This window comes from Flavihumibacter stibioxidans (genome assembly GCF_014332695.1).
Taxonomy (GTDB): domain Bacteria; phylum Bacteroidota; class Bacteroidia; order Chitinophagales; family Chitinophagaceae; genus Flavihumibacter; species Flavihumibacter stibioxidans.
The window spans coordinates 490969-514536 of record NZ_MBUA01000001.1; the positions used below are offsets into that span (position 1 = coordinate 490969).

The 23568-nt window shown below is 47.4% G+C and carries 19 protein-coding genes; 4 read left to right on the top strand and 15 right to left on the bottom strand.

The annotated features are described in order from the left end of the window. Positions 1–67 precede the first annotated feature (67 nt). Together BC349_RS02065 and BC349_RS02070 are read right to left on the bottom strand one after the other, a co-directional pair. On the bottom strand, positions 68–598 hold the full coding sequence (locus BC349_RS02065) for a hypothetical protein (RefSeq protein WP_187255089.1): 531 nt from the start codon (positions 596–598) through the stop codon (positions 68–70). 126 nt (positions 599–724) lie between these two features. After that, a complete protein-coding gene (locus BC349_RS02070) occupies positions 725–4210 on the bottom strand; it encodes a hypothetical protein (RefSeq protein ID WP_246456741.1) in 3486 nt (1161 codons plus the stop codon). A gap of 92 nt (positions 4211–4302) precedes the next feature. Here BC349_RS02070 and BC349_RS02075 point away from each other — a divergent pair, with 92 nt between their 5' ends. Beyond that, entirely contained in the window at positions 4303–5127 is an 825-nt protein-coding gene (locus BC349_RS02075) for a hypothetical protein (protein ID WP_187255090.1), read from the top strand. Between the two features lie 8 nt (positions 5128–5135). Here BC349_RS02075 and BC349_RS02080 read toward each other — a convergent pair whose 3' ends face one another. Continuing rightward, positions 5136–6776 carry an ABC-F family ATP-binding cassette domain-containing protein gene (locus BC349_RS02080; RefSeq protein ID WP_187255091.1) on the bottom strand — a complete coding sequence of 547 codons (1641 nt, stop codon included), beginning with the start codon at positions 6774–6776 and terminating at the stop codon, positions 5136–5138. A 149-nt stretch (positions 6777–6925) separates the two neighbouring features. Between BC349_RS02080 and BC349_RS02085 the strand changes: the two genes are divergently transcribed. After that, a complete protein-coding gene (locus tag BC349_RS02085) occupies positions 6926–7093 on the top strand; it encodes a hypothetical protein (protein ID WP_187255092.1) in 168 nt (55 codons plus the stop codon). A 130-nt stretch (positions 7094–7223) separates the two neighbouring features. Here the strand turns inward: BC349_RS02085 and BC349_RS02090 are convergent, their stop codons facing one another. From BC349_RS02090 to BC349_RS02110, 5 genes are all read right to left on the bottom strand, one after another. Continuing rightward, positions 7224–7988 (bottom strand): succinate dehydrogenase/fumarate reductase iron-sulfur subunit, encoded by a 765-nt coding sequence (locus BC349_RS02090; RefSeq protein WP_187255093.1) that lies wholly within the window; start codon positions 7986–7988, stop codon positions 7224–7226. Between the two features lie 24 nt (positions 7989–8012). Continuing rightward, on the bottom strand, positions 8013–9986 hold the full coding sequence (locus BC349_RS02095; protein ID WP_187255094.1) for a fumarate reductase/succinate dehydrogenase flavoprotein subunit: 1974 nt from the start codon (positions 9984–9986) through the stop codon (positions 8013–8015). A 110-nt stretch (positions 9987–10096) separates the two neighbouring features. Further along, positions 10097–10798: a succinate dehydrogenase cytochrome b subunit gene (locus BC349_RS02100; RefSeq protein ID WP_187255095.1), complete on the bottom strand. Its 702-nt coding sequence runs from the start codon at positions 10796–10798 to the stop codon at positions 10097–10099. Positions 10799–10994: 196 nt separating this feature from the next. Continuing rightward, entirely contained in the window at positions 10995–11435 is a 441-nt protein-coding gene (locus tag BC349_RS02105; protein ID WP_187255096.1) for a DUF3276 family protein, read from the bottom strand. 122 nt (positions 11436–11557) lie between these two features. Beyond that, entirely contained in the window at positions 11558–13396 is a 1839-nt protein-coding gene (locus BC349_RS02110; RefSeq protein WP_187255097.1) for an ABC transporter ATP-binding protein, read from the bottom strand. Between the two features lie 169 nt (positions 13397–13565). Between BC349_RS02110 and BC349_RS02115 the strand changes: the two genes are divergently transcribed. Continuing rightward, complete coding sequence (locus BC349_RS02115) at positions 13566–14513, top strand: sugar phosphate isomerase/epimerase family protein (RefSeq protein ID WP_187255098.1); 948 nt, start codon at positions 13566–13568, stop codon at positions 14511–14513. A gap of 56 nt (positions 14514–14569) precedes the next feature. On the opposite strand, the gene BC349_RS02120 is transcribed toward BC349_RS02115, so the two are convergent. The 4 genes from BC349_RS02120 to BC349_RS02135 are packed head-to-tail and all read right to left on the bottom strand — an operon-like array spanning position 14570 to position 20721. Then, positions 14570–16015 (bottom strand): TolC family protein, encoded by a 1446-nt coding sequence (locus BC349_RS02120; RefSeq protein WP_187255099.1) that lies wholly within the window; start codon positions 16013–16015, stop codon positions 14570–14572. Then, on the bottom strand, positions 16008–19154 hold the full coding sequence (locus BC349_RS02125) for an efflux RND transporter permease subunit (protein WP_187255100.1): 3147 nt from the start codon (positions 19152–19154) through the stop codon (positions 16008–16010). Before BC349_RS02125 ends, BC349_RS02120 begins: the two co-directional genes overlap by 8 nt. A 12-nt stretch (positions 19155–19166) precedes the next feature. Further along, positions 19167–20273 carry an efflux RND transporter periplasmic adaptor subunit gene (locus tag BC349_RS02130; protein WP_187255101.1) on the bottom strand — a complete coding sequence of 369 codons (1107 nt, stop codon included), beginning with the start codon at positions 20271–20273 and terminating at the stop codon, positions 19167–19169. 58 nt (positions 20274–20331) lie between these two features. After that, the gene (locus BC349_RS02135) at positions 20332–20721 is read right to left on the bottom strand and encodes a hypothetical protein (RefSeq protein ID WP_187255102.1); all 390 of its coding nucleotides are present in this window, start codon (positions 20719–20721) and stop codon (positions 20332–20334) included. A gap of 164 nt (positions 20722–20885) precedes the next feature. On the opposite strand from BC349_RS02135, the gene BC349_RS02140 reads away from it, so the two are divergent. Further along, the gene (locus BC349_RS02140) at positions 20886–21479 is read left to right on the top strand and encodes a class I SAM-dependent methyltransferase (protein ID WP_187255103.1); all 594 of its coding nucleotides are present in this window, start codon (positions 20886–20888) and stop codon (positions 21477–21479) included. On the opposite strand, the gene BC349_RS02145 is transcribed toward BC349_RS02140, so the two are convergent. From BC349_RS02145 to BC349_RS02155, 3 genes are all read right to left on the bottom strand, one after another. Further along, on the bottom strand, positions 21474–22049 hold the full coding sequence (locus tag BC349_RS02145; RefSeq protein WP_187255104.1) for a c-type heme family protein: 576 nt from the start codon (positions 22047–22049) through the stop codon (positions 21474–21476). The two genes, BC349_RS02140 and BC349_RS02145, sit on opposite strands and share 6 nt — an antisense overlap. Before the next feature lie 4 nt (positions 22050–22053). After that, positions 22054–22671 carry a DUF2202 domain-containing protein gene (locus BC349_RS02150; RefSeq protein WP_187255105.1) on the bottom strand — a complete coding sequence of 206 codons (618 nt, stop codon included), beginning with the start codon at positions 22669–22671 and terminating at the stop codon, positions 22054–22056. Positions 22672–22737: 66 nt separating this feature from the next. Beyond that, entirely contained in the window at positions 22738–23526 is a 789-nt protein-coding gene (locus BC349_RS02155) for a carboxylesterase family protein (RefSeq protein WP_187255106.1), read from the bottom strand. Positions 23527–23568: the final 42 nt, after the last annotated feature.

Genomic DNA, 23568 nt, shown 5'->3' on the forward strand with positions numbered 1-23568 from the left:
TATAGCTATAAAAAAAGCCACTCAAACGAGTGGCTTTTTTTATAGCTATACTATTTTTTATAACCTGTTACCGGAAGGTATACCTGGCAGACACACCGAAAATATCACCATGGGTCTTGTTGTATCCACGATCATTATAGTCGGGATCATCATACGGACTGCCGAAAAAAAGTGTCGGACGGAAATCAGCAGAAAGGTTCAGGGGAATGTTAGAGAACTTATAATCAACACCACCTGTAGCAAATACGCCAAAATTGAATCCGCGGTAATCACTTTCAGATGAAAATGAATTAAGGACTGAAAGCCCACCACCTACATACCAGCGCAATCCTTCCACCGGCTTGATATCAAAATGATGCTGATACGCGGCAGAAAAAGCAGCCGTAACCCAATCAGCCCGGTAATTGTTATGCCCCTTGAATCCAAGATTGAACTCCAGTGCACCCGCATCTGATATAAAAGTTTTGTAAGATGCAGCAACGGCGTCGTAATAAGCCGAACTTAGACGGATACCAATTGCACTCTGGTAATCACTCTGGGCTTTGGCCGCACCAGCCATTGCAAACGCCAATCCAAAGGATAAAAGCAATTTTTTCATAAATGGGATTTTAAATTTAATACCGCAAAATACTACAAATCCAACAAATCATACTAACACGCCTGCACAGGTGCAACAACTGGTTTCAGGTTAATCAACCTCAACCAACACAGGTCTAACCTCCATCTAAAGTATTGCCCTCAAGGCTGCCCGACCGATATGAATGGTTCTCTTGTCTCCTGGTTTGCGTCCCTCATACTGGATATTCATTTCCAGGTTCTTTCCCAGTCGTTTTGTGAGATCCAGCGTCCACAAAAGGTTTTTTCCGGGTTGCAATCCATCCAGTAAAATATAACTGACCGTTGTATTGGTTGCATACGGAAACCGAATAGTGTTATAGGTCAACTTACCCTGAAGCGACGCACTTTGCACCACATTGTATTTTACATCCGCACTGAAAGCATGGGAACCAAGTTTTTCCCGGGCACCCTGAAGGTTATCTTTACCTGCATACCTGTAAGCACCGATGATCCTGAAACTGGCACCACGGGTGTAGGTTAATTTAGGTTCGAGGGAATGTTGCCTGACAAGGTAATTCCTGTTGTCAAACTTTTCATTACCCGTAGTAAGCTGGTTCGATCCTTTTTTTCCTGTCATCTCAATGGTAAACCGGCGGGTAAAATTCCAGCGGCTTCGAAGAGACCATTCCTGGAGCCACCTGCTTTCCAGCCCATAGGTTAGCAATACCCTTGACCTGTTGCGCGAATTACTGAGATCAAATCCCCATTTGGAACTGAAGCGATTAAACGCAAGACTGTTGATCCAGATATTGGTCAGCGATATCAGGCTGCTGTCTTCCAGGGTATTGGCGAAAGGATTGAAATGCAATTTATCATCAGACAGTTGTTTCCTGAACAACTGCAGGGATGACTGAAGGTTGAAGCGGGAAATGAATTTCTGAAAAGCATTAGCTTCAGCGGGATCGATCAGTGCACGGGGATTCAGGCCCAGACTGTAATTAAAACTATTGTAGGCAGCTTTTACAAATTCATTTGTGGGTGTAAATATCCGGATATATTTCGCCTGGTCCTGAAACAGCGCCACTTCAAATTCATTCAGTTGCTGTACCCCATCGCTGTTATAATCGAACCAGGCATATTCACCCTGTCCTGCCGGAACTTCAAGGAAAGCAAAATCCCTTTTCTGCTCCTGCCCTGCCCCCATTTCATACAAGAGGTTACCCGTCAGCATTCCCTTCCATTCATTCACCACATATTCCAGCCGCCCCAGCAGACTCCTGTCGGCCTCCTTGCTGGTCGTTGTCTTTTCATAAACCTGCAGGGTACGGTAAGTCGTATTGACCCTTACCTGGTGGGCGGAATTTGACAGCAATTCGGCAGTTAAGTTGATGTTCTGGCTCCTGTCGGTCCGAACCAGCCCCTTACCGACGGGCACTTTATCACTTCTCGTATAATAACTGATGCCCCACTTATTGTCCTTCTTTTCATCAGACTTCAGGTAAATTTTCACCATATCAAATGAAAAACTATAGGGCGAAACAGAATCCGTCTGTTTATTCCTGACCTCATTATGTTCCAGCGAATAATTAAAACCAACGGTATAAGATTTAAGCCTGGAAAGGGTTTTAGCGATATCAAATGATGGCCGGAAGAAATATCCCTTTTCTGTAGCGCCGGATGAACTGGATAAACTCAGCTGGTTATTAAACTGCCAGCCCCGGAAAGCCTGGTGATGCAAAATACTGTTCCGGATTCCTTTGAAATCCTTATTCCTGTTATAACTGGTCAACTGGTAACGGAGTCTGTTGTCCTTTACATCTCCAAGTTCAAGGCCACCTGTAACAATCAATTCATCTGCAGGCTGCACCAGCAGTGGCAATCCCCAGTCGCGTGTAAATTCAACATTACGCAGGCGTTCGAGTGGCTTAAAGCTTTTCTCCACCCACTCGAACCCGCCATCACCCTGCAGGTTATATTTCTTTCCCAGCGGAACCTTATGTTTTAGCTGCAGCTTTGCAGCCATCCCTTTATTATCACGTTTATCCTTAGCCGAAAATGTGTTGACATCATAATTGCTCAGCCCCAGGTCGGCGCTGACACTGGTTTTACCAGATATGTTGTAATCGCCCCCAATGGTAATGATCTGTTGTTTTTTAGGGGTTACCAGGAAAGTGGCAGCTTCATAACGGCCCTGGGGCTGGCCATTAACCGGTTCAACCCAGCGGAATACTTTTCCGTTGGCAGCATTCAGATCGGGTACATAGTTGCCCCTGCCCTGCCCTACGTCAATAAAGGATAAATTATAGCGCGCACTATCGGGGTTGGTGGAATACACATAAATGGAATCGGGTTGCCCACCCACCAGCACTTCAACTTTTTTGTACAGAATTTTACCGGGAGAAAAAGTATCAATAGCAGCAATTGGGTAAAACGACTGGTTTATACTGTCACCCACCAGACCGAGGAATTGTTTCTGGTCAGGATTGAGTGTTTGGTTGATGGGCGAATTCCGGGCATCGTTGTTTGAAAAAGCTCCCATTCGCAATCTGAACCGTTCACCGAAACTGGTTTCATTCGACAGGTAGAGATTGGTATTCAGGTAGTTCCTGTCGGCGTATTCGAATTCGACCTGGATCCTCCTGTCCTTGCTGATCATCCTGCGTGGGGTAAAGGTGATCTCGGCCGTATTGTAATTGATGACATAATCGCGGTCTTCACCGCGTTGCAGCAGTTCTCCATCAATATAGACCCTTTCCGTACCAGCCAGTACAACAAAGTACAATTCGTTGCTGGCGCCGGTCAGGCGGTACGGGCCCTGGTTACCTTCCAGTCCTTCAAATACATTCCGGGTAAATTTACCTTTGGCAACAGACCCGCTGAAAAGGGTTGTATTGGTCACATTCTTCGCGAGTTTAGTGGTGTTCTCAAAAGCACCACCCTGGAGACGCTTGTAAAAATTCAGGAAATAATTCCGGTTCTGGCGGATATCGATATCACCCAGGCTGAGTTGCCATCCGTTCTTTTTGAACTGAAGGAATATCCGGTCAAATTCATTCAGTTGCTGGGTGGTGCCATCGGGCTGGATGGGAATATTGTTATCGGTAATTGCAGCAGCTATTTCAATGCTGTCGGCCAGGTAGCCATTGATCTGCAGGTTGAGGTTGGAACTTACAACGGCATCCTGTGCGTTTCCAAAGGAAATACCCCGGCCGAAACTGCCACTGTAGGTGATATTGCCGAAGTCAAAAAAATCATCCTGGCCTGTTTTTCGGTTACCCACGCCACCGATGGTTTGCCGGCTGACATAGGTGTTTAACAGGCTGTCGAAGTTGAGGCTTTGTTTGAGGGCGTTTATCCTGGATGTCAGTACCCGGTATTTCACCAATAGGGAATCAAATGGCGGCAGCGTAACAAATGATAAACTGCCATTGAGCCAGTCGATGGTAAAACTTGAATCCGGCAAACCGGTAATGGAAACTGATCCCGGCACAAGGCTGAGGCTGTCGAGGTTTATACTGCCCGACCTTACCCCGATTTTTTTCAGGCGAAGATTGGAAGCGGGGTACCTGCCTGCCCCCTGCACAGGTTCCTGGGCAAAACCCACCTGTACAGAAGAAACGATCAACAAACATATCAGCAGTATTTTAGCCAAACTTCCCGGTTTCCTTAAAATCGATAAAATTAAATGATTATTGCCCAAATCAGGCAAAGCAGCGCTATGGCAGTATAGCTTGTCAAGGGAGGATGCGCCTTAAAAACCTTTTGCCCCTGTTGTTTGTGCTGGCAGCAATTCTCTTTCATACATCCTGCGTCAGGAAATCGGTCTTCCGCAGCCCTTACACCAACCTGCAGAACAGCTACCACGTTATGCCGGTCATTACTGATTCAACCCGCTCTGCCAATTATATCAGCCTCGCTTCCACTCACGGCTTTGGAAACGATAACTGGTCCGACGGACTGGCCATCGGACAGCTGAAATTTCATCATGCGAAAACCATGGGTAATTTCCAGGGATTCCTCGGAGCGCATGCGCATGCCGGTTTCTATCGGATCGACCCTTCCAGTTATTATAATTATTACTACCGGTATGAGCCATGGCAGGATACCATTTTTCAATATAATGGACCTAGCGGCAGAAAGTTCACCGGATCTGTTGGGATTAATGGCGGACTAACCTACACGCTGGTGCTTGGCCGCAAACTCGAATGGCGGATTCTTGGGATTGAAGCCAGCCTGGGCAGGGAGTTCGGCGAATACCTGGATGTGAGAAAACAGATACCCGACAGTGTCATAACCTATACCGATAAACGAAATACACCTGTGACCATTGGTGGTTTTACCGAACTGGTGTTCAAACCATCCAATCCCCGATTCCGTTTTGGTTACCAGCTGGCGGTAGGCTCAGGTATTCACCGGTTGAGCAATACCTCTTTAAGCCAGGGAAACCTGACACCGATGTATGTCAACAATACTTTTCAGTTTACAATGTACCGGTACACCGGTTATTTCCAGGCACGCGTGGGTGATTACTTCGGTGGTATACAACTGGGATTCAGCTACAGGCTATAAATACACCATCAGGCCATTACCTTATCGCCATACATTTCAGCTTTCAACTGCTTCACGCGATCATCTTCCAGGTATTCATCAAAGCTCATCAGGCGGTCGATGATGCCATTCGGGGTCAGTTCTATTACCCTGTTGGCGACTGTCTGCATGAATGTATGGTCATGGGAGGTCATCAGTACGATACCAGGAAAGTTCTGGCAGCCTTCGTTGAAACTCTGGATGCTTTCCAGATCCAGGTGGTTGGTTGGCTGGTCGAGCATGATGAGGTTGGGCCCCTGCAGCATCATGCGGCTGATCATGCAGCGTACTTTTTCACCTCCGCTGAGGACATTGGTTTTCTTCGAGATATCATCCCCGCTGAACAGCATTTTACCCAGGAAACCACGCAGGAAGGGTTCGTCCGCGTCAGTTACATAAGCAGGTACGTACTGTCGAAGCCATTCCAGGAGAGATAGTCCCTCTTTAAAAAACTCATTGTTTTCGAGGGGCAGGTAAGCGCTGGTGATGGTGGTTCCCCACTCGTATTTACCCTTATCGGCCTGTTTATGGTTGGTGATGATTTCGAAGAAATTGGTCACAGCAAGCGGATCCCTGCTCAGGAAAGCGATCTTATCCCCCTTGTTCACACTGAAGCTGACATTGTCGAAAAGTACACGGCCGTCTACAGATGATCCCAGTTTTTCTACGTTCAGAATCTGGTTGCCAACCTCGCGCTGGGGCTGGAAAATGATACCCGGATAGCGACGATTGGAAGGTTCGATCTCTTCTATGGTCAGTTTTTCGAGCGCTTTTTTCCGGCTGGTAGCCTGCTTGGACTTGGAGGCGTTGGCACTGAATCGCGCAATGAACTCCATCAGGGCTGCCCGTTTTTCTTCAGTTTTCTTATTCTTGTCGTTGATCTGGCGGCTCATCAACTGGGAGCTCTCATACCAGAAGGTATAGTTTCCGGTAAATATTTTGATCTTCTGACGGTCCACGTCGGCAACGTGCGTACAAACAGCATCCAGGAAGTGACGGTCATGGGATACTACCAGTACAATGTTTTCATAATCGGCCAGGAAGTTTTCAAGCCATGAAATGGTTTCAATGTCCAGCCCGTTGGTAGGTTCGTCAAGCAACAGGATATCGGGGTTTCCAAAAATCGCTTGTGCCAGCAGCACCCTCACCTTCAGGTTACCGGGAATATCTTTCATCAGGCTCTGGTGGAACATTTCAGGAACCCCCAGTTCACTCAGCATACTGCCGGCGTCACTTTCAGCAGTGTAACCACCCATCTCGCCGAACTCACCTTCCAGTTCACCTGCGCGCATGCCGTCTTCTTCGCTGAAATCCTCCTTGGCATAGATGGCATCACGCTCCTGCATTACTTCCCACATTTTCTGGTGACCCATCAAAACTGTATTCAGAACGGTAACCTCATCGAAGGCGAAATGGTTTTGTCGCAGTACCGCCATACGTTCGCCGGGTGTGATGGTCACTGACCCCTTGGAGGGCTCAATTTCACCAGCCAGGATCTTCAGGAAAGTTGATTTCCCTGCACCGTTGGCTCCGATCACACCATAACAGTTGCCTTTGATGAAATTGAGGTTTACTTCATCAAACAATACACGTTTACCAAACGAGAGGGTCACATTATTAACTGAGATCATATTTATCTTCCTTTTTCGAGGCGCAAAGGTAAGACAAAATTTGAGGTTTAAGCCTGGATGTTTATACCTGGCCCCGGAGACCAATCTCAAAAAGCCAGCCTCAAACTTCATGGAAATTTCTTACCTTTTACGTAATAAATTTTCCTAATATGAAAAAGGTTTTAATTGTTGTACTGCTGGTGGCCCTCGGCGCTGCCGTAGCGTTGGCAAGCCTTCGTAAGGATTCAGGAAAAAAAGCCACGGAAAAGAAAGCAGAAAAAAAAGAAATCAAAAAAGAACAGAAGAAAAGTAAATGCAGGGGTACGCATTGGATCTGAGACAGAGGCTGCGGGAATCGGGAAGTTAATGCCAAAAAAGGTCAACAGGATTCGGCAGTCAGCCGTATACCTATTGACCTTTTCCTGTAATGAATTTTTTCGCCCTGAAATACCAGGCTCAAATCACGGACTATTTTTCCGATACCAATCCCGCACCGATATATTCGGCGTTCAAACGGGCGATATTACTGATGGAAATCTCCTTGGGACATACAGCTTCGCAGGCACCGGTATTGGTACATGCGCCGAAACCTTCGCGGTCCATCTGGGCAACCATATTAAGCACGCGGCTCTTGCGCTCAGGGCCACCCTGTGGCAGCAATGCCAGGTGTGATACTTTTGCAGAGAGGAAGAGCATGGCAGAACTGTTCTTACAGGCAGCCACGCAAGCGCCGCAACCGATACAGGCTGCTGCTGCAAATGATGCATCTGCCTTATCCTTTTCAACAGGGATGGCATTGGCGTCTACCGCATTACCGGTATTTACAGAAATATAACCACCTGCCTGCACAATGCGATCCAATGCGTTACGATCCACCATCAGGTCCTTGATCACCGGGAAAGCATTGGCCCTCCAGGGTTCAACGACGATGGTATCACCGTCCTTGTAGGCACGCATATGAAGCTGGCAGGTTGTATTGGCATGCCAGGGTCCATGGGGTCGGCCATCAATATACATGGAGCACATGCCACATATCCCCTCACGGCAATCGTGGTCAAATGCGATCGGCTCTTTTCCTTCGCGGATCAGTTCTTCATTAAGTACGTCAAACATCTCAAGGAACGACATTTCTGAAGAAATGTTCTTCACCTGGTAGGTTTCAAACCGTCCTTTATCCTGGCTATTCTTTTGTTTCCACACCTTCAGGGTGAGGTTCATGTTATAATGTTCCATAATTGAATATGGTTTGATATTTTATTATTTGTATGAACGCTGGGTTGGTTTTGCCACCTCAAATTCCAGCTCTTCCTTATGCAGGTTCCAGTTGTGTTCACCGGCAAATTCCCAGGCAGACACATAGGAAAAATTTATGTCATCGCGCAGGGCCTCACCTTCCTCGGTCTGGCTTTCCTCCCTGAAGTGACCACCACAGCTTTCATTGCGGTTCAATGCATCGATACACATCAGTTCTCCCAGTTCGATAAAATCAGCCACACGGTTGGCTTTATCGAGTTCAGGATTCATTTCATTTACTTCACCGGGAATGCGCACATCGGACCAGAACTCCTTCTTGAGCTGACGTATCTCTTCAATTGCCTGCTGCAATCCTTCGGCATTACGTGCCATTCCGCATTTATCCCACATGATTTTACCCAGGCGCTTATGGAAACTTTCCACTGTTTGCTTACCCTTTACATTCATCAGGTGATTGATCCTGTCTGCCACTTCTCTCTCTGCTTCCACAAAAGCAGGATGATCTGTTGGAATGGCTGACACCCGGATTTCATCTGCCAGGTAGTTACCAATGGTATAAGGAACTACGAAATATCCGTCCGCCAGACCCTGCATCAGTGCGGATGCCCCAAGGCGGTTGGCGCCATGGTCTGAGAAGTTGGCCTCACCCAGTGCATACAAACCGGGAACGGTGGTCATCAGTTCATAATCTACCCACAAGCCACCCATAGTATAGTGAACAGCAGGATAAATACGCATCGGAACTTCATATGGATTTTCGCCGGTGATCTTTTCGTACATGTCGAAAAGGTTACCGTATTTCTCCTTAACCACATCTTTTCCGAGTTGGGTAATCATCTCAGGAGTAGCACCCTGGATATTGCGTTTGTTTACTTCACCTTTTCCATAACGCTGGATGGCATCTGCAAAGTCGAGGTATACTGCCTGTTTTGAAGAGCCTACGCCATAACCGGCATCGCAACGCTCTTTGGCAGCACGGCTGGCCACGTCGCGGGGTACCAGGTTACCGAAAGCAGGGTACCTTCTTTCCAGGTAATAATCCCTTTCGTTTTCAGGAATTTCAGTTGACTTCCTGTTATCACCCTGGGCTTTTGGAACCCAGATCCGACCATCGTTCCGGAGTGATTCGGACATCAGGGTGAGCTTACTCTGGTGGTCACCACTCACCGGAATACAGGTGGGGTGGATCTGTGTAAAGCAGGGGTTTCCGAAATAAGCGCCTTTTTTATGGGCTTTCCAGGCAGCAGTAACATTGCTGCCCATGGCATTTGTAGAAAGATAAAAAACGTTTCCGTAACCACCGGTACACAGCAAAACGGCATGACCGAAATGGCGTTCCAGCTTACCCGTTACCAGGTTGCGGACGATGATGCCGCGGGCTTTGCCATCAATCACCACCACATCGAGCATTTCGTGACGGTTATACATCTCAACGTTACCAAGTGCTACCTGGCGTTCGAGTGACTGGTAAGCACCGATGAGCAATTGCTGCCCTGTTTGTCCGGCAGCATAGAAAGTACGCTGTACCTGGGTTCCGCCGAATGAACGGTTAGACAGTAAGCCACCGTATTCACGTGCAAATGGCACTCCCTGGGCAACACACTGGTCGATGATATTGGCACTCACTTCAGCCAGGCGGTGTACATTGGCCTCCCGCGCACGGTAATCACCTCCTTTAATAGTATCGTAGAAAAGACGGAAAACAGAGTCGCCATCATTCTGGTAATTCTTGGCAGCGTTGATACCTCCCTGTGCAGCAATACTGTGTGCACGACGGGGAGAATCCTGGAAACAGAATGCTTTTACCTTATACCCGAGTTCTCCAAGGGAAGAAGCAGCAGACGCACCTGCCAGGCCTGTTCCCACAATGATTACCTCCAGCTTTCTTTTATTCGCGGGGTTCACCAGTTTACAATGCCCTTTGAAATCGGTCCATTTCTGATCCAGAGGGCCCGCAGGAATTTTTGAGTTGAGCATATATCGACTATTGAAGCGTTTATTTTGAAATTAGCCGGGAAAAGCCAATTAAAAATATTTTGTTCTCCCGAATCAGTTTTGATTGCATTCACCATTCACCATTCACCATCTCATTCCACCCACTTCAGGAACATGGCGATAGGCATCAGTGCAAATAACACTGACACAATGACCGCGAAACAAAGACCAAGGTTGGTCAGGATCCTGTTGTATTTTTTGTTGTGAACGCCTACAGTGCGGAATGCACTCTGGAAGCCGTGTGCGAGGTGGTAAGCCAGGGAGATGCAACCGGCCACATAAACAATAACCACCCAGGACTGTGAGAATACCATTTTCATTTCAGTGAACATGTCATGCATCTCCACACCGTTGTAGGTAACCGGTGCCAGTGTGTGTGTAATGCGGGCCTTTACCCAGAAATGTGCGAGGTGAATTACCAGGAAGAGCAGGATGATGGTTCCCAGCAGCCCCATGGAACGGCTGTACCATTTGCTGCCTTTATTTCCCATTTCAACAGCATATCCGACGGATCTGCTGCTGCGGTTTTTTGCTTCTAACATATACCCCTGAACGAGGTGCAGGATAATACCGGCAAAAAGGCCGATTTCCATGATTCGTATCAATACCGTTGCTCCCATAAAATGAGCTGCCTTGTTGAACATGGCGCCATTTTCAGTAGGATCGAAAAGATCAGCAAAAATGGTGGCGTTGATGCCAACGTGAACAACCAAAAAAGCAATCAGGAATAAACCGGTAAGACCCATTACGAATTTCTTGCCAACCGACGAGGTGAAGAATTCAGACCATTGCATACGCAGCTACTGTTTAAAATTTGCACAAATTTAGCCATTGCAGGCATCCATTTAACAATTCGTTCAAGTTTTTGTTGAATTAAAAGAATTGTTTAATAGTTAGTGCAAAAATATCCAGCTTGATTCAGCACATATAAACAAAAAAATGGCCCCCAAAAATGGAGGCCACTGGTTCTAAGCAATTGGTTGGTTCAAATTACCACTTATCAACTTCTTCATCATTTCCGGCAGTGGGTGGAATACTGGCGGCACCGTCAACTTCAGGTGCTGCAATAATGGGAGCAGAAGCAACAACAGCCACAGTTTCCTGCTCCATTACTTCCATACCCTCACCACCTTCTTCAAGGTTGTCGTGGTTATACGCATCAAAATCAAAGTCAGGCATCAGGTCAGTTTTTACATAATCAACCGCCTCAGTCAATGCCTTCAAAAATTTATTGAAATCTTCCTTGTACAGAAAAATCTTGTGTCTGTCATAACCATTGTCGTCAAATTTCTTACGGCTTTCGGTAATGGTCAGATAATAATCATTACTACGGGTAGCTCTTACATCAAAGAAGTAAGTCCTTCTTTTACCTGCTCTGATGCGCTTACTGTAAACGCTCTCCATCTTTTTGTCGTTATTCTCGTACGCCACAGTTGTTGTTTTTTTACAGTTAATAATTTCTTTAGGTGCTGATTAAAGTAGAAGCAAATATAGGTTTGTTATTGAATTAGCAAAATTTTACAAAACTTTTAATAGGGTCTAAGTGTTTACTCCTATTTATCCCGCAAATCAGTATCCTCTTCAGGCTCCTCCTGCTGGTGTTCATATAACCAGGCATAATAACCGTTATTCCTTATCAGTTCTTCATGGGTGCCCATTTCCGAAATTCTACCATCTTCCAGTACAACGATCTTATCAAATGAAAAAAGTGAAAAGATTCGATGTGTGATGATGAGGGCGGTTTTATCCTTCAGGAAGGAATTGAGGTTCCCGATGATCTGTTTTTCAGTTTTTGCATCCACCGCGCTCAGGCAGTCATCAAACACGATGATCCCTGAATCTTTCAACAATGCCCTGGCAATACTGATTCTTTGTTTCTGACCTCCACTCAGGGTTACGCCGCGTTCACCTATCACCATATCGTATTGCTGGCTGAATCCTTCAATTTCCCTGCTGATACTGGCTGAAACAGCGGCCTGGCGGATGGCTTCCTCCGTAACATTTTCCATCCCAAAGCCGATATTGTTACGGATGGTATCACTGAACAGGAAAACATCCTGAGGCACATAGCTGATGTTATGTCGCAGGTACTGAAGGTCCATTTTCCGTATATCCGTACCATCTATTTCAATTTTTCCTTCCCCGGTATCGTACATGCGTAATAGCAACTGGGCCAGTGTTGTTTTACCGCTGCCGGTTCTTCCGATGATGGCAATTTTTTCACCGGCATGAATCGACAATGAAAATTCACTGATGGCTTTGATGCCAGTATCAGGGTAGGTAAATCCAACCTTTTCAAAACGTACAGCACCTTTGATTTCCGGTTTAAGTGGCTCCTGTGGCTGGCGGATAAGGGATTCCGTATCCAGAAATTCATTGATCCTTTTTTGGGAAGCCGCGGCCCTTTGGATCATACTGGCTGTCCAGCCAATAGCACTCACCGGGAATGTGAGGATATTGATATACATGATGAATTCCGCTAAGGTTCCAGCTGTAACGCCTGAACCGGGCTGCATGGAATAGATGCCGCCGACCAGGATGGTCAGCAATGTGCTGATACCGATCATCAGTGCCATGGATGGAAAATAAATGGCTTCCATTTTTGCAAGGCCAATGGTTTGCTGACGGTAGGCCTCACTGTTTTTCTCAAAAAACAATTGCTGCGCTTTTTCCTGAACAAAGGATTTAATTACCCTTATGCCGGAATAGGACTCCTGTGCCGTTGTGGTAAGGTCCGATAGTAAAGACTGTATCTTCTCACTGCGGCGGTGAATTACGGTATTAACAAAATATATGGTAATGGCCAGCACCGGAAGGGGCGACAATACCAGCAGTGTGAGTTTGGAGTTGGCCCTCAGCATGTAATAAAGGCTGAAACTGATGGTAAATGCCAGGTTGATAAAATACATGACAGCCGGACCAACATACATCCTTACGCGGCTCACGTCTTCGGTTATGCGGTTCATCAGGTCCCCTGTGCTGTTCCGTTTATAAAAACTGAGATCCAGCTGCTGGTAATGCCGGTAGATCTGGTTCTTCAGGTCATACTCGATGTGGCGGCTCATCACAATGATGGTTTGCCGCATCAGGAACATGAAAAATCCACTGATTATGGCAACCGCAAGCAGGGTAATCCCGCATAAAATAACGAGGGTTGAAAAACTTTTCCCGGAAGTGAAATCAGCCAGATACCTCACCAGGAAGTCGTAGGCGTGTACTTCCTTACGTGCATGGTATCCCGGCAGGTTCTTCTCCACCGCATCCACCACAAAACCTGTAATCTGGGGCGCCAGGATCCGAAAATAGTTGGAGAGGGTAATGAACAGGATACCCATCACCAGGCGCCACCTGTATTTCCAGAAATATTTATTCAGTGCTGAGAGGTGCTTCATCGATGGGCGAAGGTAGGGAGAAAGCCCTGATCGCGGGCAACATCTCCCCTGAATGATCGAATAGTGTGCAATTATTCCAGCCCTAACCCTGCCCCCACTGGCCAGGATGGCCATTCAATTAATTTTATTCGTAAATTTTCTGCCATTATTCAACCATAACTGAAACAACATGCAAGCGGATCGCCGACATTTTTTAAAACTCATGAGTGGACTCGCCATTGGCGCCACGGGTATTGGCTGCCTTGGCAGCAAAGCTGCAGCAGCTTCCGGAGCCTCCCCGGTTTTCTTTGAAATTTCACTGGCACAATGGTCACTGCACAAAGCCCTTTTTGCCAAACAAATGGACAACCTTGATTTTGCCGCCAAAGCAAGAAAGGATTTTGGAATTGGTATCGTGGAATATGTAAACCAGTTTTTCAAGGATAAGGCCAATGACACGGCCTACCTCAATGAGATGCTGAAAAGGTGTAAGGACAACGATGTTAAAAATCACCTCATCATGATTGACGGTGAAGGTGAACTCGGCAACCTAAATGAAGCCGAAAGGATCAAGGCAGTGGAAAACCATTACAGGTGGGTGGACGCCGCCAAATACCTGGGTTGCGCCACCATCAGGGTGAATGCTGCAGGGAAGGGAAGCGCGGAAGAAGTAGCCAAAGCCGCAGCTGACGGGCTTTCCAGGCTGGGCGAATACGGCAGTAAAGTAGGTATTAATGTCATTGTGGAGAACCACGGCGGTTATTCTTCCAACGGAGCCTGGTTGTCTGGTGTTATGAAACAGGTGAACAAGCCCAATGTAGGAACCCTGCCCGATTTCGGAAATTTCTGTATTAAAAGAGACCCTGCCAACTGGCGTACCTGCCAGGAAAGTTATGACCGCTACCAGGGTACGGCAGAACTCATGCCTTTTGCCAAAGGGGTCAGCGCCAAATCCAACAATTTTGATGAAGCTGGTAATGAAAAGGAAACGGACTATATGAAGATTCTGAAAATTGTCAAGGACTCAGGCTTTAAAGGTATTGTAGGCATCGAATACGAAGGAGATGTCCTTAGCGAAGACGAGGGCATCCGCAAAACAAAAGCATTGCTGGAAAAAGTGCGCACTGCTCTTTCTTAATAAAAGAAAAGAAGTGAGGGGGATGTCTGTCCCCCTCACTCTTCACTCCTCGCGCTTCACATCTTCCACCCTCCACCCAGAGACCTGTACAAATCCACCTTGGTCTGTAACATTTTCAAGCGGATCGTAACCAGTTCCAATTCGGCATCAAGTACACCCTTCTGGGCTGTGATCACTTCCAGGTAATTGGCATACCCTCCCAGGTAAAGGTCATTGGCAGTTTGTACTGCAGAAGACAAAACCATGAACTCCTTTTCCTTCAGGTCAAATTGCTGGCGCAGGTTACGCCATCCGTTGATCTGTGTGCTGATCTCGGCATAGGCTCCCAACATGGTCTTCTGGTAAATTGCGAATGCCGATAACTGATTCGAAGCAGCAATCTTATAATCTGATTTCAGCTGCCTGCGGTTTAATACCGGGGCAGTTAATCCTCCAAGGATACCGAGTGCGGCTGATTCGGGACTGATCCACCTGGCAGCATTGAAACTGTTTAAACCTGCATACGGACTAATGGTCAGTGCCGGCATAAAAGCGGCCCTCACTGCATTGATATCTGCCCTGGCTGCAACCAGCATCCATTCAGCTTCCTGAACATCAGGACGGTTCAGTAATGACTTCGATGGAATCCCTGCAGGAATCAGCGCCGGCGCGGGTGTATGCAGTAATTGCCTGGACCTTTCGATTTTCGCCTGGTATCTTCCGGCCAGGAAATTCAACTCATTTTCAATGGCCACGATCTGTTGTTTCATCACCAGTTCCATGGCCTGTGTACGAAACAATTGCGCCTCAAACTGCTGCACTGCCAGTTCGGTTGCCCTTCCCCCCATTTTCTGGATCTTAACCACTTCCAGGGCCCTGGCCTGAAGTTCCATATTCTTGCGAACGATCTCCAGTTCATTATCAAATGCGATCAGTTCATAATAGAGCAAGGCCACTTGTGCTACCAGTTGGGTGGTGATGAACTGCCTGCCCTTTTCAGCTGCCATGAATCGGGCTACAGCGGCCTGTTTCTGGGACTTCAGCCTGCCCCAGAGGTCAATCTCCCACTGGCTCCTGAGCCCCAGGAATAAATCAGGGGTCGGTCCCGGAATCTTCTGGTCCTTGTTTATGTTGGGAGATAAATTGGTATCAAAATTACCCACTCCGTTCAGGGTATAGTCGCCGTAACGGTCAAGTCCGGCCGACAATACCGCATTCACGGATGGAAGGAATGCCGCCTTCCGCTGTAATACCTGCTGGTTCATGATCTCAACCCTTTGCAATGCCAGTACCTGGTCGGGATTATTCAGCAGCACTGTATCTACCAGGTCTTTCAGCAGCTGGTCATGGTAAAATTGTTTCCAGGGAGTTTCTCCGGAAGAAACAGTGTCGGAACTGCCGGGAAACTGCTCGGGCAATGGTTTTCCCGCCGGTAAGGATGGCGGCGCTGAAACCCTGCAGGACGCCATTCCCAGCACCAGCAACAATGCTGCGGAGTAAAGTATATTTTTTCGTTTATGCATCACCGTCAATTTGTAAGGTTTCGATTTCTGATTTTGGATTTGGTTTCTTTGTAATGGAAGCGAAAAACAGGTACAGTCCGGGGATAACGACCACACCGAAAATGGTTCCGATCAGCATACCGCCAGCGGCAGCAGTACCGATGGAACGGTTTCCCATGGCCCCCGCCCCGCTTGCCATACACAATGGAAGCAGGCCGGCAATAAAGGCAAATGATGTCATGAGGATCGGACGCAGGCGCGAAGCTGCGCCTTCCACGGCAGCTTCCAGCACCGACAGGCCCTCCTGCCTGCGCTGGATCGCGAATTCCACAATCAGGATGGCGTTCTTACCAAGCAAACCGATCAGCATCACCAGTGCCACCTGCGCATAGATATTGTTTTCAAGACCAAGGGCCCAAAGGGCAAAAAAGGCACCAAATATGCCGGCAGGCAGCGATAGCAATACAGGTAGCGGCAGCAGGAAACTTTCATACTGAGCGGCCAGCAAAAGGTAGACGAAGACAAGACAGATCAGGAATATATATACTGCCTGGTTACCCGAAAGTATCTGTTCCCGGGTCATGCCGCTCCACTCAAAACTGAAGCCACGGGGCAGCTCGGCCCCTGCCGCCTGGATGGCTCCAATCGCATCACCACTGCTGAATCCGGGGGCTGCATCCCCATTGATCATTGCCGAAATGTACATATTGTAACGGGTCAGTTGCTCGGGTCCATAAACCCTTTCCAGTTGCACGAAATTTGAATAAGCCACCATTTCGCCGCGATCGTTCTTTACATAGAGCTGCAGGATGTCTTCGGGATTTTTTCTGTATTGCGGATAAGCCTGAACCATCACCTTGTACATCTGTCCGAAACGGATGAAATTGGTTGCATAAAAACTTCCCAGCAGGGTTTGCAGTGTGCTCATCGCATTTTCTACTGTCACTCCCTTTTTGGCAGCCATATCATAATCGACGTGCAGCAGGTATTGCGGGAAGCTGGGATCAAAACTGGTAAAAGCACCGCCTATCACAGGCGATTTTTTGATTGACTCAATAAAAGCATTGGTCACTTCCGCAGTTTTCTGCAGGTCACCGGAACCTGATTTATCCAACACCCGTAATTCAAATCCGCTTGCATTTCCAAATCCGGGTACGGTTGGCGGCGGAAAGAATTCGATCCGCGCATCCTTGATATGTGTTGTTTTTTCAACCAGTTCATCCATCATGTCCTGCACCGATTCCTTTCTTTCGTCCCAGGGTTTCAGGTTGATCATTCCCATACCATAGGACGCACCGGCCACATCATTCATCAAACTAAATCCGGCAAGAGTGGCAACTGTTTCCACGGGCTTAAGTGATGAAGCCACCTGCTGAACCTCATCCAGCACCTTTTCTGTTCTCTCAACGGTTGCACCCGGCGGGGTGGTAACGTTGATATAGATCATACCCTGGTCTTCAGTCGGAATGAAACCGGAGGGAAGGATTTTTGTCACACCAAATGTTGCCGCGCAGAAGGCCAGCAAAAGGGCGATGGTCACTACCCTCCTGCCTGCTATTTTGCGGATCAGGCTGGCGTACCAGCGTTCCGTTTGATCATATCTTTTATTGAAACCGGCAAAAAACCGTCCGAGCAAACCACGGCTTTTCACTTCATCGTGACGCATCAGCAGTGCACAGAGCGCGGGCGTTAGTGTCAGGGCGTTGATACCGGAAATCACAATGGATATTGCAAGTGTAATAGAGAACTGCCGGTAGAAAACCCCAACGGGTCCGGACAGAAATGCAACCGGAATAAATACGGCAGACATCACCAGGGTAATGGCGAGGATGGCGCCAGTAATCTCTTTCATTGCCTTGATGGTGGCTTCGAGTGGCGGCAGGTGCTCCGTTTCCATTTTAACATGCACGGCCTCCACCACCACGATGGCGTTATCAACGACTATGCCGATAGCCAGAACCAGTGCGAAGAGGGTAAGCAGGTTGATGGAAAAACCCAGCATCTGCATGAAAGCCAGGGTGCCGATCAAGGCCACCGGCACGGCAAGTGCGGGGATCAGCGTAGAGCGAAAATCCTGCAGGAAGATGAATACTACCACGAACACTAACAGGAATGCTTCCACGAGCGTTTTCAATACTTCTTTAATGGAGGCATCCAGAAAGCGCGAAACATCATAGGCGATATTGAATTCCATACCCGGCGGAAAACTGGTGGACTTCAATTCTTCCATCCGGTCTTTCACCGCCTGGATCACATCACGCGCATTGGAACCGGGTCTTTGCTTCAACATGATGGAGGCAGATGGACGGCCATCCGTTTTGGACACCATGCTATAGGTCATGGCCCCAAACTCAACATCGGCCACCTCCTTCAAACGCAGGAGTGATCCGTCTTCACGCGAGCGGATCACCACATTTTCATATTGTTTAGGCTCAAAGAATTTCCCTGTATAACGCAACACATATTGCAACGGCTGCACCTGTTTTCCCGAGCTTTCACCCACTTTACCAGGGGCTGCTTCAATGTTCTGGCTGCGAAGGGCCTGGATGATTTCATCAGCAGAAACATTATACGCCAGCATGCGGTCAGGTTTCAGCCATACGCGCATGGAGTATTCCTTCTGCCCCATGATCTCCGCGAACCCAACGCCATCGATCCTTTTGAGCTCCTGCAGGATATTGATATCGGCAAAATTGTAAATGAAGTCTTCATCTGCTGCCGGGTCCCGGCTCATCACGTTCAGGTAAAGCAGCATACTGTTTACTTCCTTTTCTGTGGTTACGCCCGCCTTGATTACTTCTTCTGGTAATTCATCCAGAATGGTGGTGACCCTGTTCTGTACGTTCACTGCGGCCAGGTCGGGGTCGGTACCCACTTCAAAATAAACCTGGATCAGGGTGTTACCGTTATTACTTGAAACAGAGGACATATAGGTCATTCCCGGAACCCCGTTAATGGCGCGTTCCAGCGGCGTGGCAACGGCTTTGGCACACACTTCGGCATTGGCGCCGGTATATTTGGCGCTGACCACCACAGAGGGTGGTACAATATCAGGGAACTGGGTTACCGGCAATCCGAAGAGTGCCAGTACACCCAATAAAACTATGATCAAGGAGATCACCAGCGACAGCACGGGCCGCCGGATAAACATTTCTACCATAATTGAACAGGATTATTTCTTCACAGTGGTGAAAAGTGGTTTGATGGTCATACCGTCACGCAGGTTCTGGATACCCTCATATACGATGGTATCACCAGCATTCAGTCCGGAGGCTACTATATAAGATTCCGCAATGCGCCTCGATGGTAGAAAACTTCGCTGGCGGATCTGATTGTTCTTGTCCAGCACGTATACAAAATGTTTATCCTGGATTTCAAACACCGCTTTCTGCGGAACCATTACGATATCGTTTGCAGCATTGCTCAGACGAACCCTTCCGGAAGCTCCGTGCTTCAATATCCGCTCCGGATTGGGGAATGTAGCCCGGAAGGCAATGGAACCGGTACTTTCATCAAACTCTCCTTCTATGGTTTCAATACGACCCTTGTGGGCATAGGCAGAACCATCTGCCAGCACCAGCGAAACCGCATCATTCTCCGTATAAGAAGCCCTTGTACCCTTTGTCAGTTGCAGGTATTCAATTTCAGACACATTGAAATACGCATATACGGAACGGTTATCCGAGATTGTTGTGAGTAGTGTACCTGCATCAATTAGGCTTCCCCTCTTCAGAGGTATGCGATTCACAATACCGTCAAACGGTGCTTTGATGGCTGTATAGGAAAGTTGCAGGTTGGCCAGGTCATGGGCAGAAAGCGCTTCTTTCACCTTGGCCTGTGCCGCCATCAGCCTTGCTTCCGCCAGTTTGAGATCTGAAGGGGAAACAACATTTTTTTCGGTCAGGATTCTTACCCTGGATACTTCCAGTTCCGCGGCATGCGCTTCGGCATGCGCGTTGGACAACTGGGCCTCCGTTTTGGCCACCGCATTAGTATATTCAGCCACATTGATAAGAAACAGCGGCTGGCCTTTCTTTACATGACTGCCTTCATCCACCAGAATCTGTTCAAGGAATCCGTTTACCTTGGCCCTGATTTCTACATTCTGGATTGCCTGGATATCGGCCACATAACCGGTATAGATAGTCGTATCAGAATTGGCCAGTTGCACAACCGGAATTTCATCCGGTTCCTGCTTCTTGTTGTTGTCGGTATTGGCTTTACAGCCTACAATAAATAGGGATAGTATCCACGCTGACGCCCGGAAGTTTACGTTCATTACGATTGATTAAGATGATCTCATTTATTTGCCTGCTTTCAGATATTTCAGGCGATCATCAGAATGGCTTCAGCCGGAACAGAAATCCGACAAAATCAGGTGCTCTTTTAAAATCAAGCAATTGGTATATAGGGAAATCAAAAGGAGTGGCTGTATAAAGTACGCTGAGGAAAAAGTCAGAACGGGAACTTGCAAGACTGACCAGTCGGATGGTTACCGAGCGAATGGCTTCCGGAATCCAGTTCCCGAATTCAAATCTAAGCTGGCCAACAGTAAGGCCGTCATTGTAGGCGCAGGATTTAGTGAAATTCTTTATTTCAAATCCCTTCACCTTGTACCCTAAATGACTGTCACAGGCTTTTTCATTCGATGATGTACCCAGGGATACCATCACCAAACAAATCATGCCAATAAAAAACCTTAACCATCTTGCTAAAGGTGGAATCATGTACAGTCCGGGCTTTGTTGAAAACTGGCCAAAGTTAGGCTCTCCGGTCGAGGAAAAATTTTCACCTGAATGAAAAATTCCTTAAAATTTTCTTAACGATTGCCTGCGTGACTCTAATCACAATGTGTAATTATTACATTACTGAATTTGCAAAAAATATTAGAATGCAACAGTTCTGGGATCAGCGTTATGCCGAAAATGAAACAGTTTATGGTTTGCAGCCGAACCAGTTCTTTAAGCTGTTTATTGACTTGCATAAACCGGGCACCATCCTTTTACCTGCCGAAGGAGAAGGACGTAATGCAGTATATGCCGCCAAAAAAGGGTGGGAAGTGGATGCATTCGACTATAGTTCCGTAGCGAGGGACAAGGCGCTCGAATGGGCTGCTGCCGAAAAAGTTCAGATACATTACGATATTAAAGATATCAGTGAATTCAGGGCTGAAAAGCAATTTGATGCCGCAGGTCTTATTTATGTACACCTGCCGGCGGGCGTCCGGACAAATTTTCACCACCAGGTTATTCAATCCATAAAACCCGGCGGGTTCCTTGTTCTGGAAGCTTTCGCAAAAGAACAACTACAGTTTGATAGCGGTGGCCCAAAGGATCTTTCCATGCTATACGATGCCCCTTCCCTGTGCAGCGATTTCCAGTCCCTCCATATCATCAGTTGCGAACAAAAGGAAATCACCCTGAAAGAAGGTGAATTCCACCAGGGAAAAGCTGCCGTCCTGAGAATGCTGGCCCAGAAATTATGATTTGGGTTTGATAAACCTGATATGCCACATACCCCTGAGATCACCGGGCGCAAATCCTTTTGCAAGGTCGCCCGGGTAAACTGAATCAATGACCCTTACAAGACTCTCCGGAATATTTGTTATCGGTTGTCCATGACAGGTAGCACACATGGGCTGCAGCAAAATAGGCTTATAATAATCAACTGCCGAATCGGATTCAGTAATGGTGGAGAATATACTGTCTCCCTTTGATTTGGCCGTTACATATTGCTGCCAGGCAACCTGGTCACCCGGCTTCAATTGGTTAGCCGGGTTGCGATAGCGTTCTGCCACCCGGTAAACATGAATGGAATCTGAATCCAGCTTTCCAGTCAGCGCCATGGCATTGTCATGGCAAAAACCAATGGATTTTTCCGGGCCATCCTTGGCAACAGATGCCTGCAAGGCCGTGCGGAGATTGTCAAAACTCGCAGCAGCAATGCTGTCACCCAGTTTCAGATAATCAGGTTTCACTGTTTCACTTTCAGGCTGGCTGGCGCATCCTGCGACCATGATACATATAAAGCCCGTTATGGCATGAATTGCTTTCATATCGTTATCCTCGCTCCATAGGGCTGTTTATGATGAAATCAAAATACTCCTGGGTGATATATTGAGGAGTATATGTCTCTCCTAAGGTAACCAATTGTCCATAAAATGACCGCAAATGGTTGCGGCTTCCCTTAATGAGACTGTTGTATACGAGGATGATGTCTGCGCTGGCGACTTTATCCAGTTCATTCTCCAGGTCATAAAGGTCCAGGTCTTCAATGGTTGCCCCAACTGTCAGTGCAGCAACCACACTTTTTGACCCGTCCAGTATCAATTTATTATATAAAGCCTGGAGGTCCTGGTTGACAAATATACCCGGCACATCAGTTGCAACCGGATCGGTGATATTGTATTTAACCAGCAACTGCTTTATAGCATCCATATGGCTTTGTTCACTCGTTGCGATATTGCTGAAGATCAGGTTTCCATGCAGTTCGTAAAGATAGCGGTACACATCACGGGCCAGTTTTTCTTCTTCGCGCATGAACTGAAGGGATGATTTTTCTACAGTGGACAACACTACAACAGACGGCGCATCATCATCCTTGCTGCAGGCATTCAGCAACACTGCAACCAGCATGAATAACATAAGTTTGGGGATCCAACCGGCAAAGGCTTTCATATGTCAAATTTTACCCTAAGTTCTTCATTGGCAGGGTAATACTCGGTGACATTAGTCGCGCGGATGTTAACGTTTCTGCAAAAACAACCAGGCCAGGAAGTCAGGCTCCGCAAATGCATTGTCCCAGCTGTTGTGGTTCACACCAGGGTATTCTGTATAGGAAAACCTTCTTGCTTTCAATTCCTTTAACCTGTTCACCATATCGCGTGACAACTGCACATTCACCACTGCATCAGCAGCACCGTGAAAGATCCGAAAGGGCACTTTAGCGGTCTTTTTGTTGTAGGCTTTTGGATCGCCACCACCGCAGATGGGCGAAGCGGCAGCAAAAAGTTTTGGCGCCCGGTAAACGGCTTCAAAAGTACCCATGCCACCCATAGATAACCCTGTTATATAAACCCTTCTTTTGTCAGCGCTTTCTTCCGACAGCAATTGCCGGGTCAGTTCCAGCGCGGCATTGAGCGGACCGGAGACCGGACCCGTGTAGTCAAAGCCGATCTCATACGGAGTAACATTCCGGTTTATTTTTGCCCTTGCCCAGTAATTGTTTTCAGGGCATTGCGGAAAGATGACGATTGCAGGAAATTTTTTCCGGTTGGAATCTGCCAGGAAGAGTTTGCCGCCGTGCACCAGTTGCTTTTCATTGTCATTGCCCCGCTCACCGGCCCCGTGTAAAAACAAAACAACCGGGTATTTAATGCTGCGGTCATAATTTTCGGGATAAAGTATGCGATACGGCAGGGTGTCTCCCCTGCTGCTGATAAAGGATCGTTTTTCAAAAAGCGAATAGTCCTGCGAACGGGCAGGCATAACCGAAACCAGCAGGAATAGAATGACAGTAAGGATGATGCGCATATTGCAATTGCTTATACACTAAAGATAATCCTTCCTGTTATT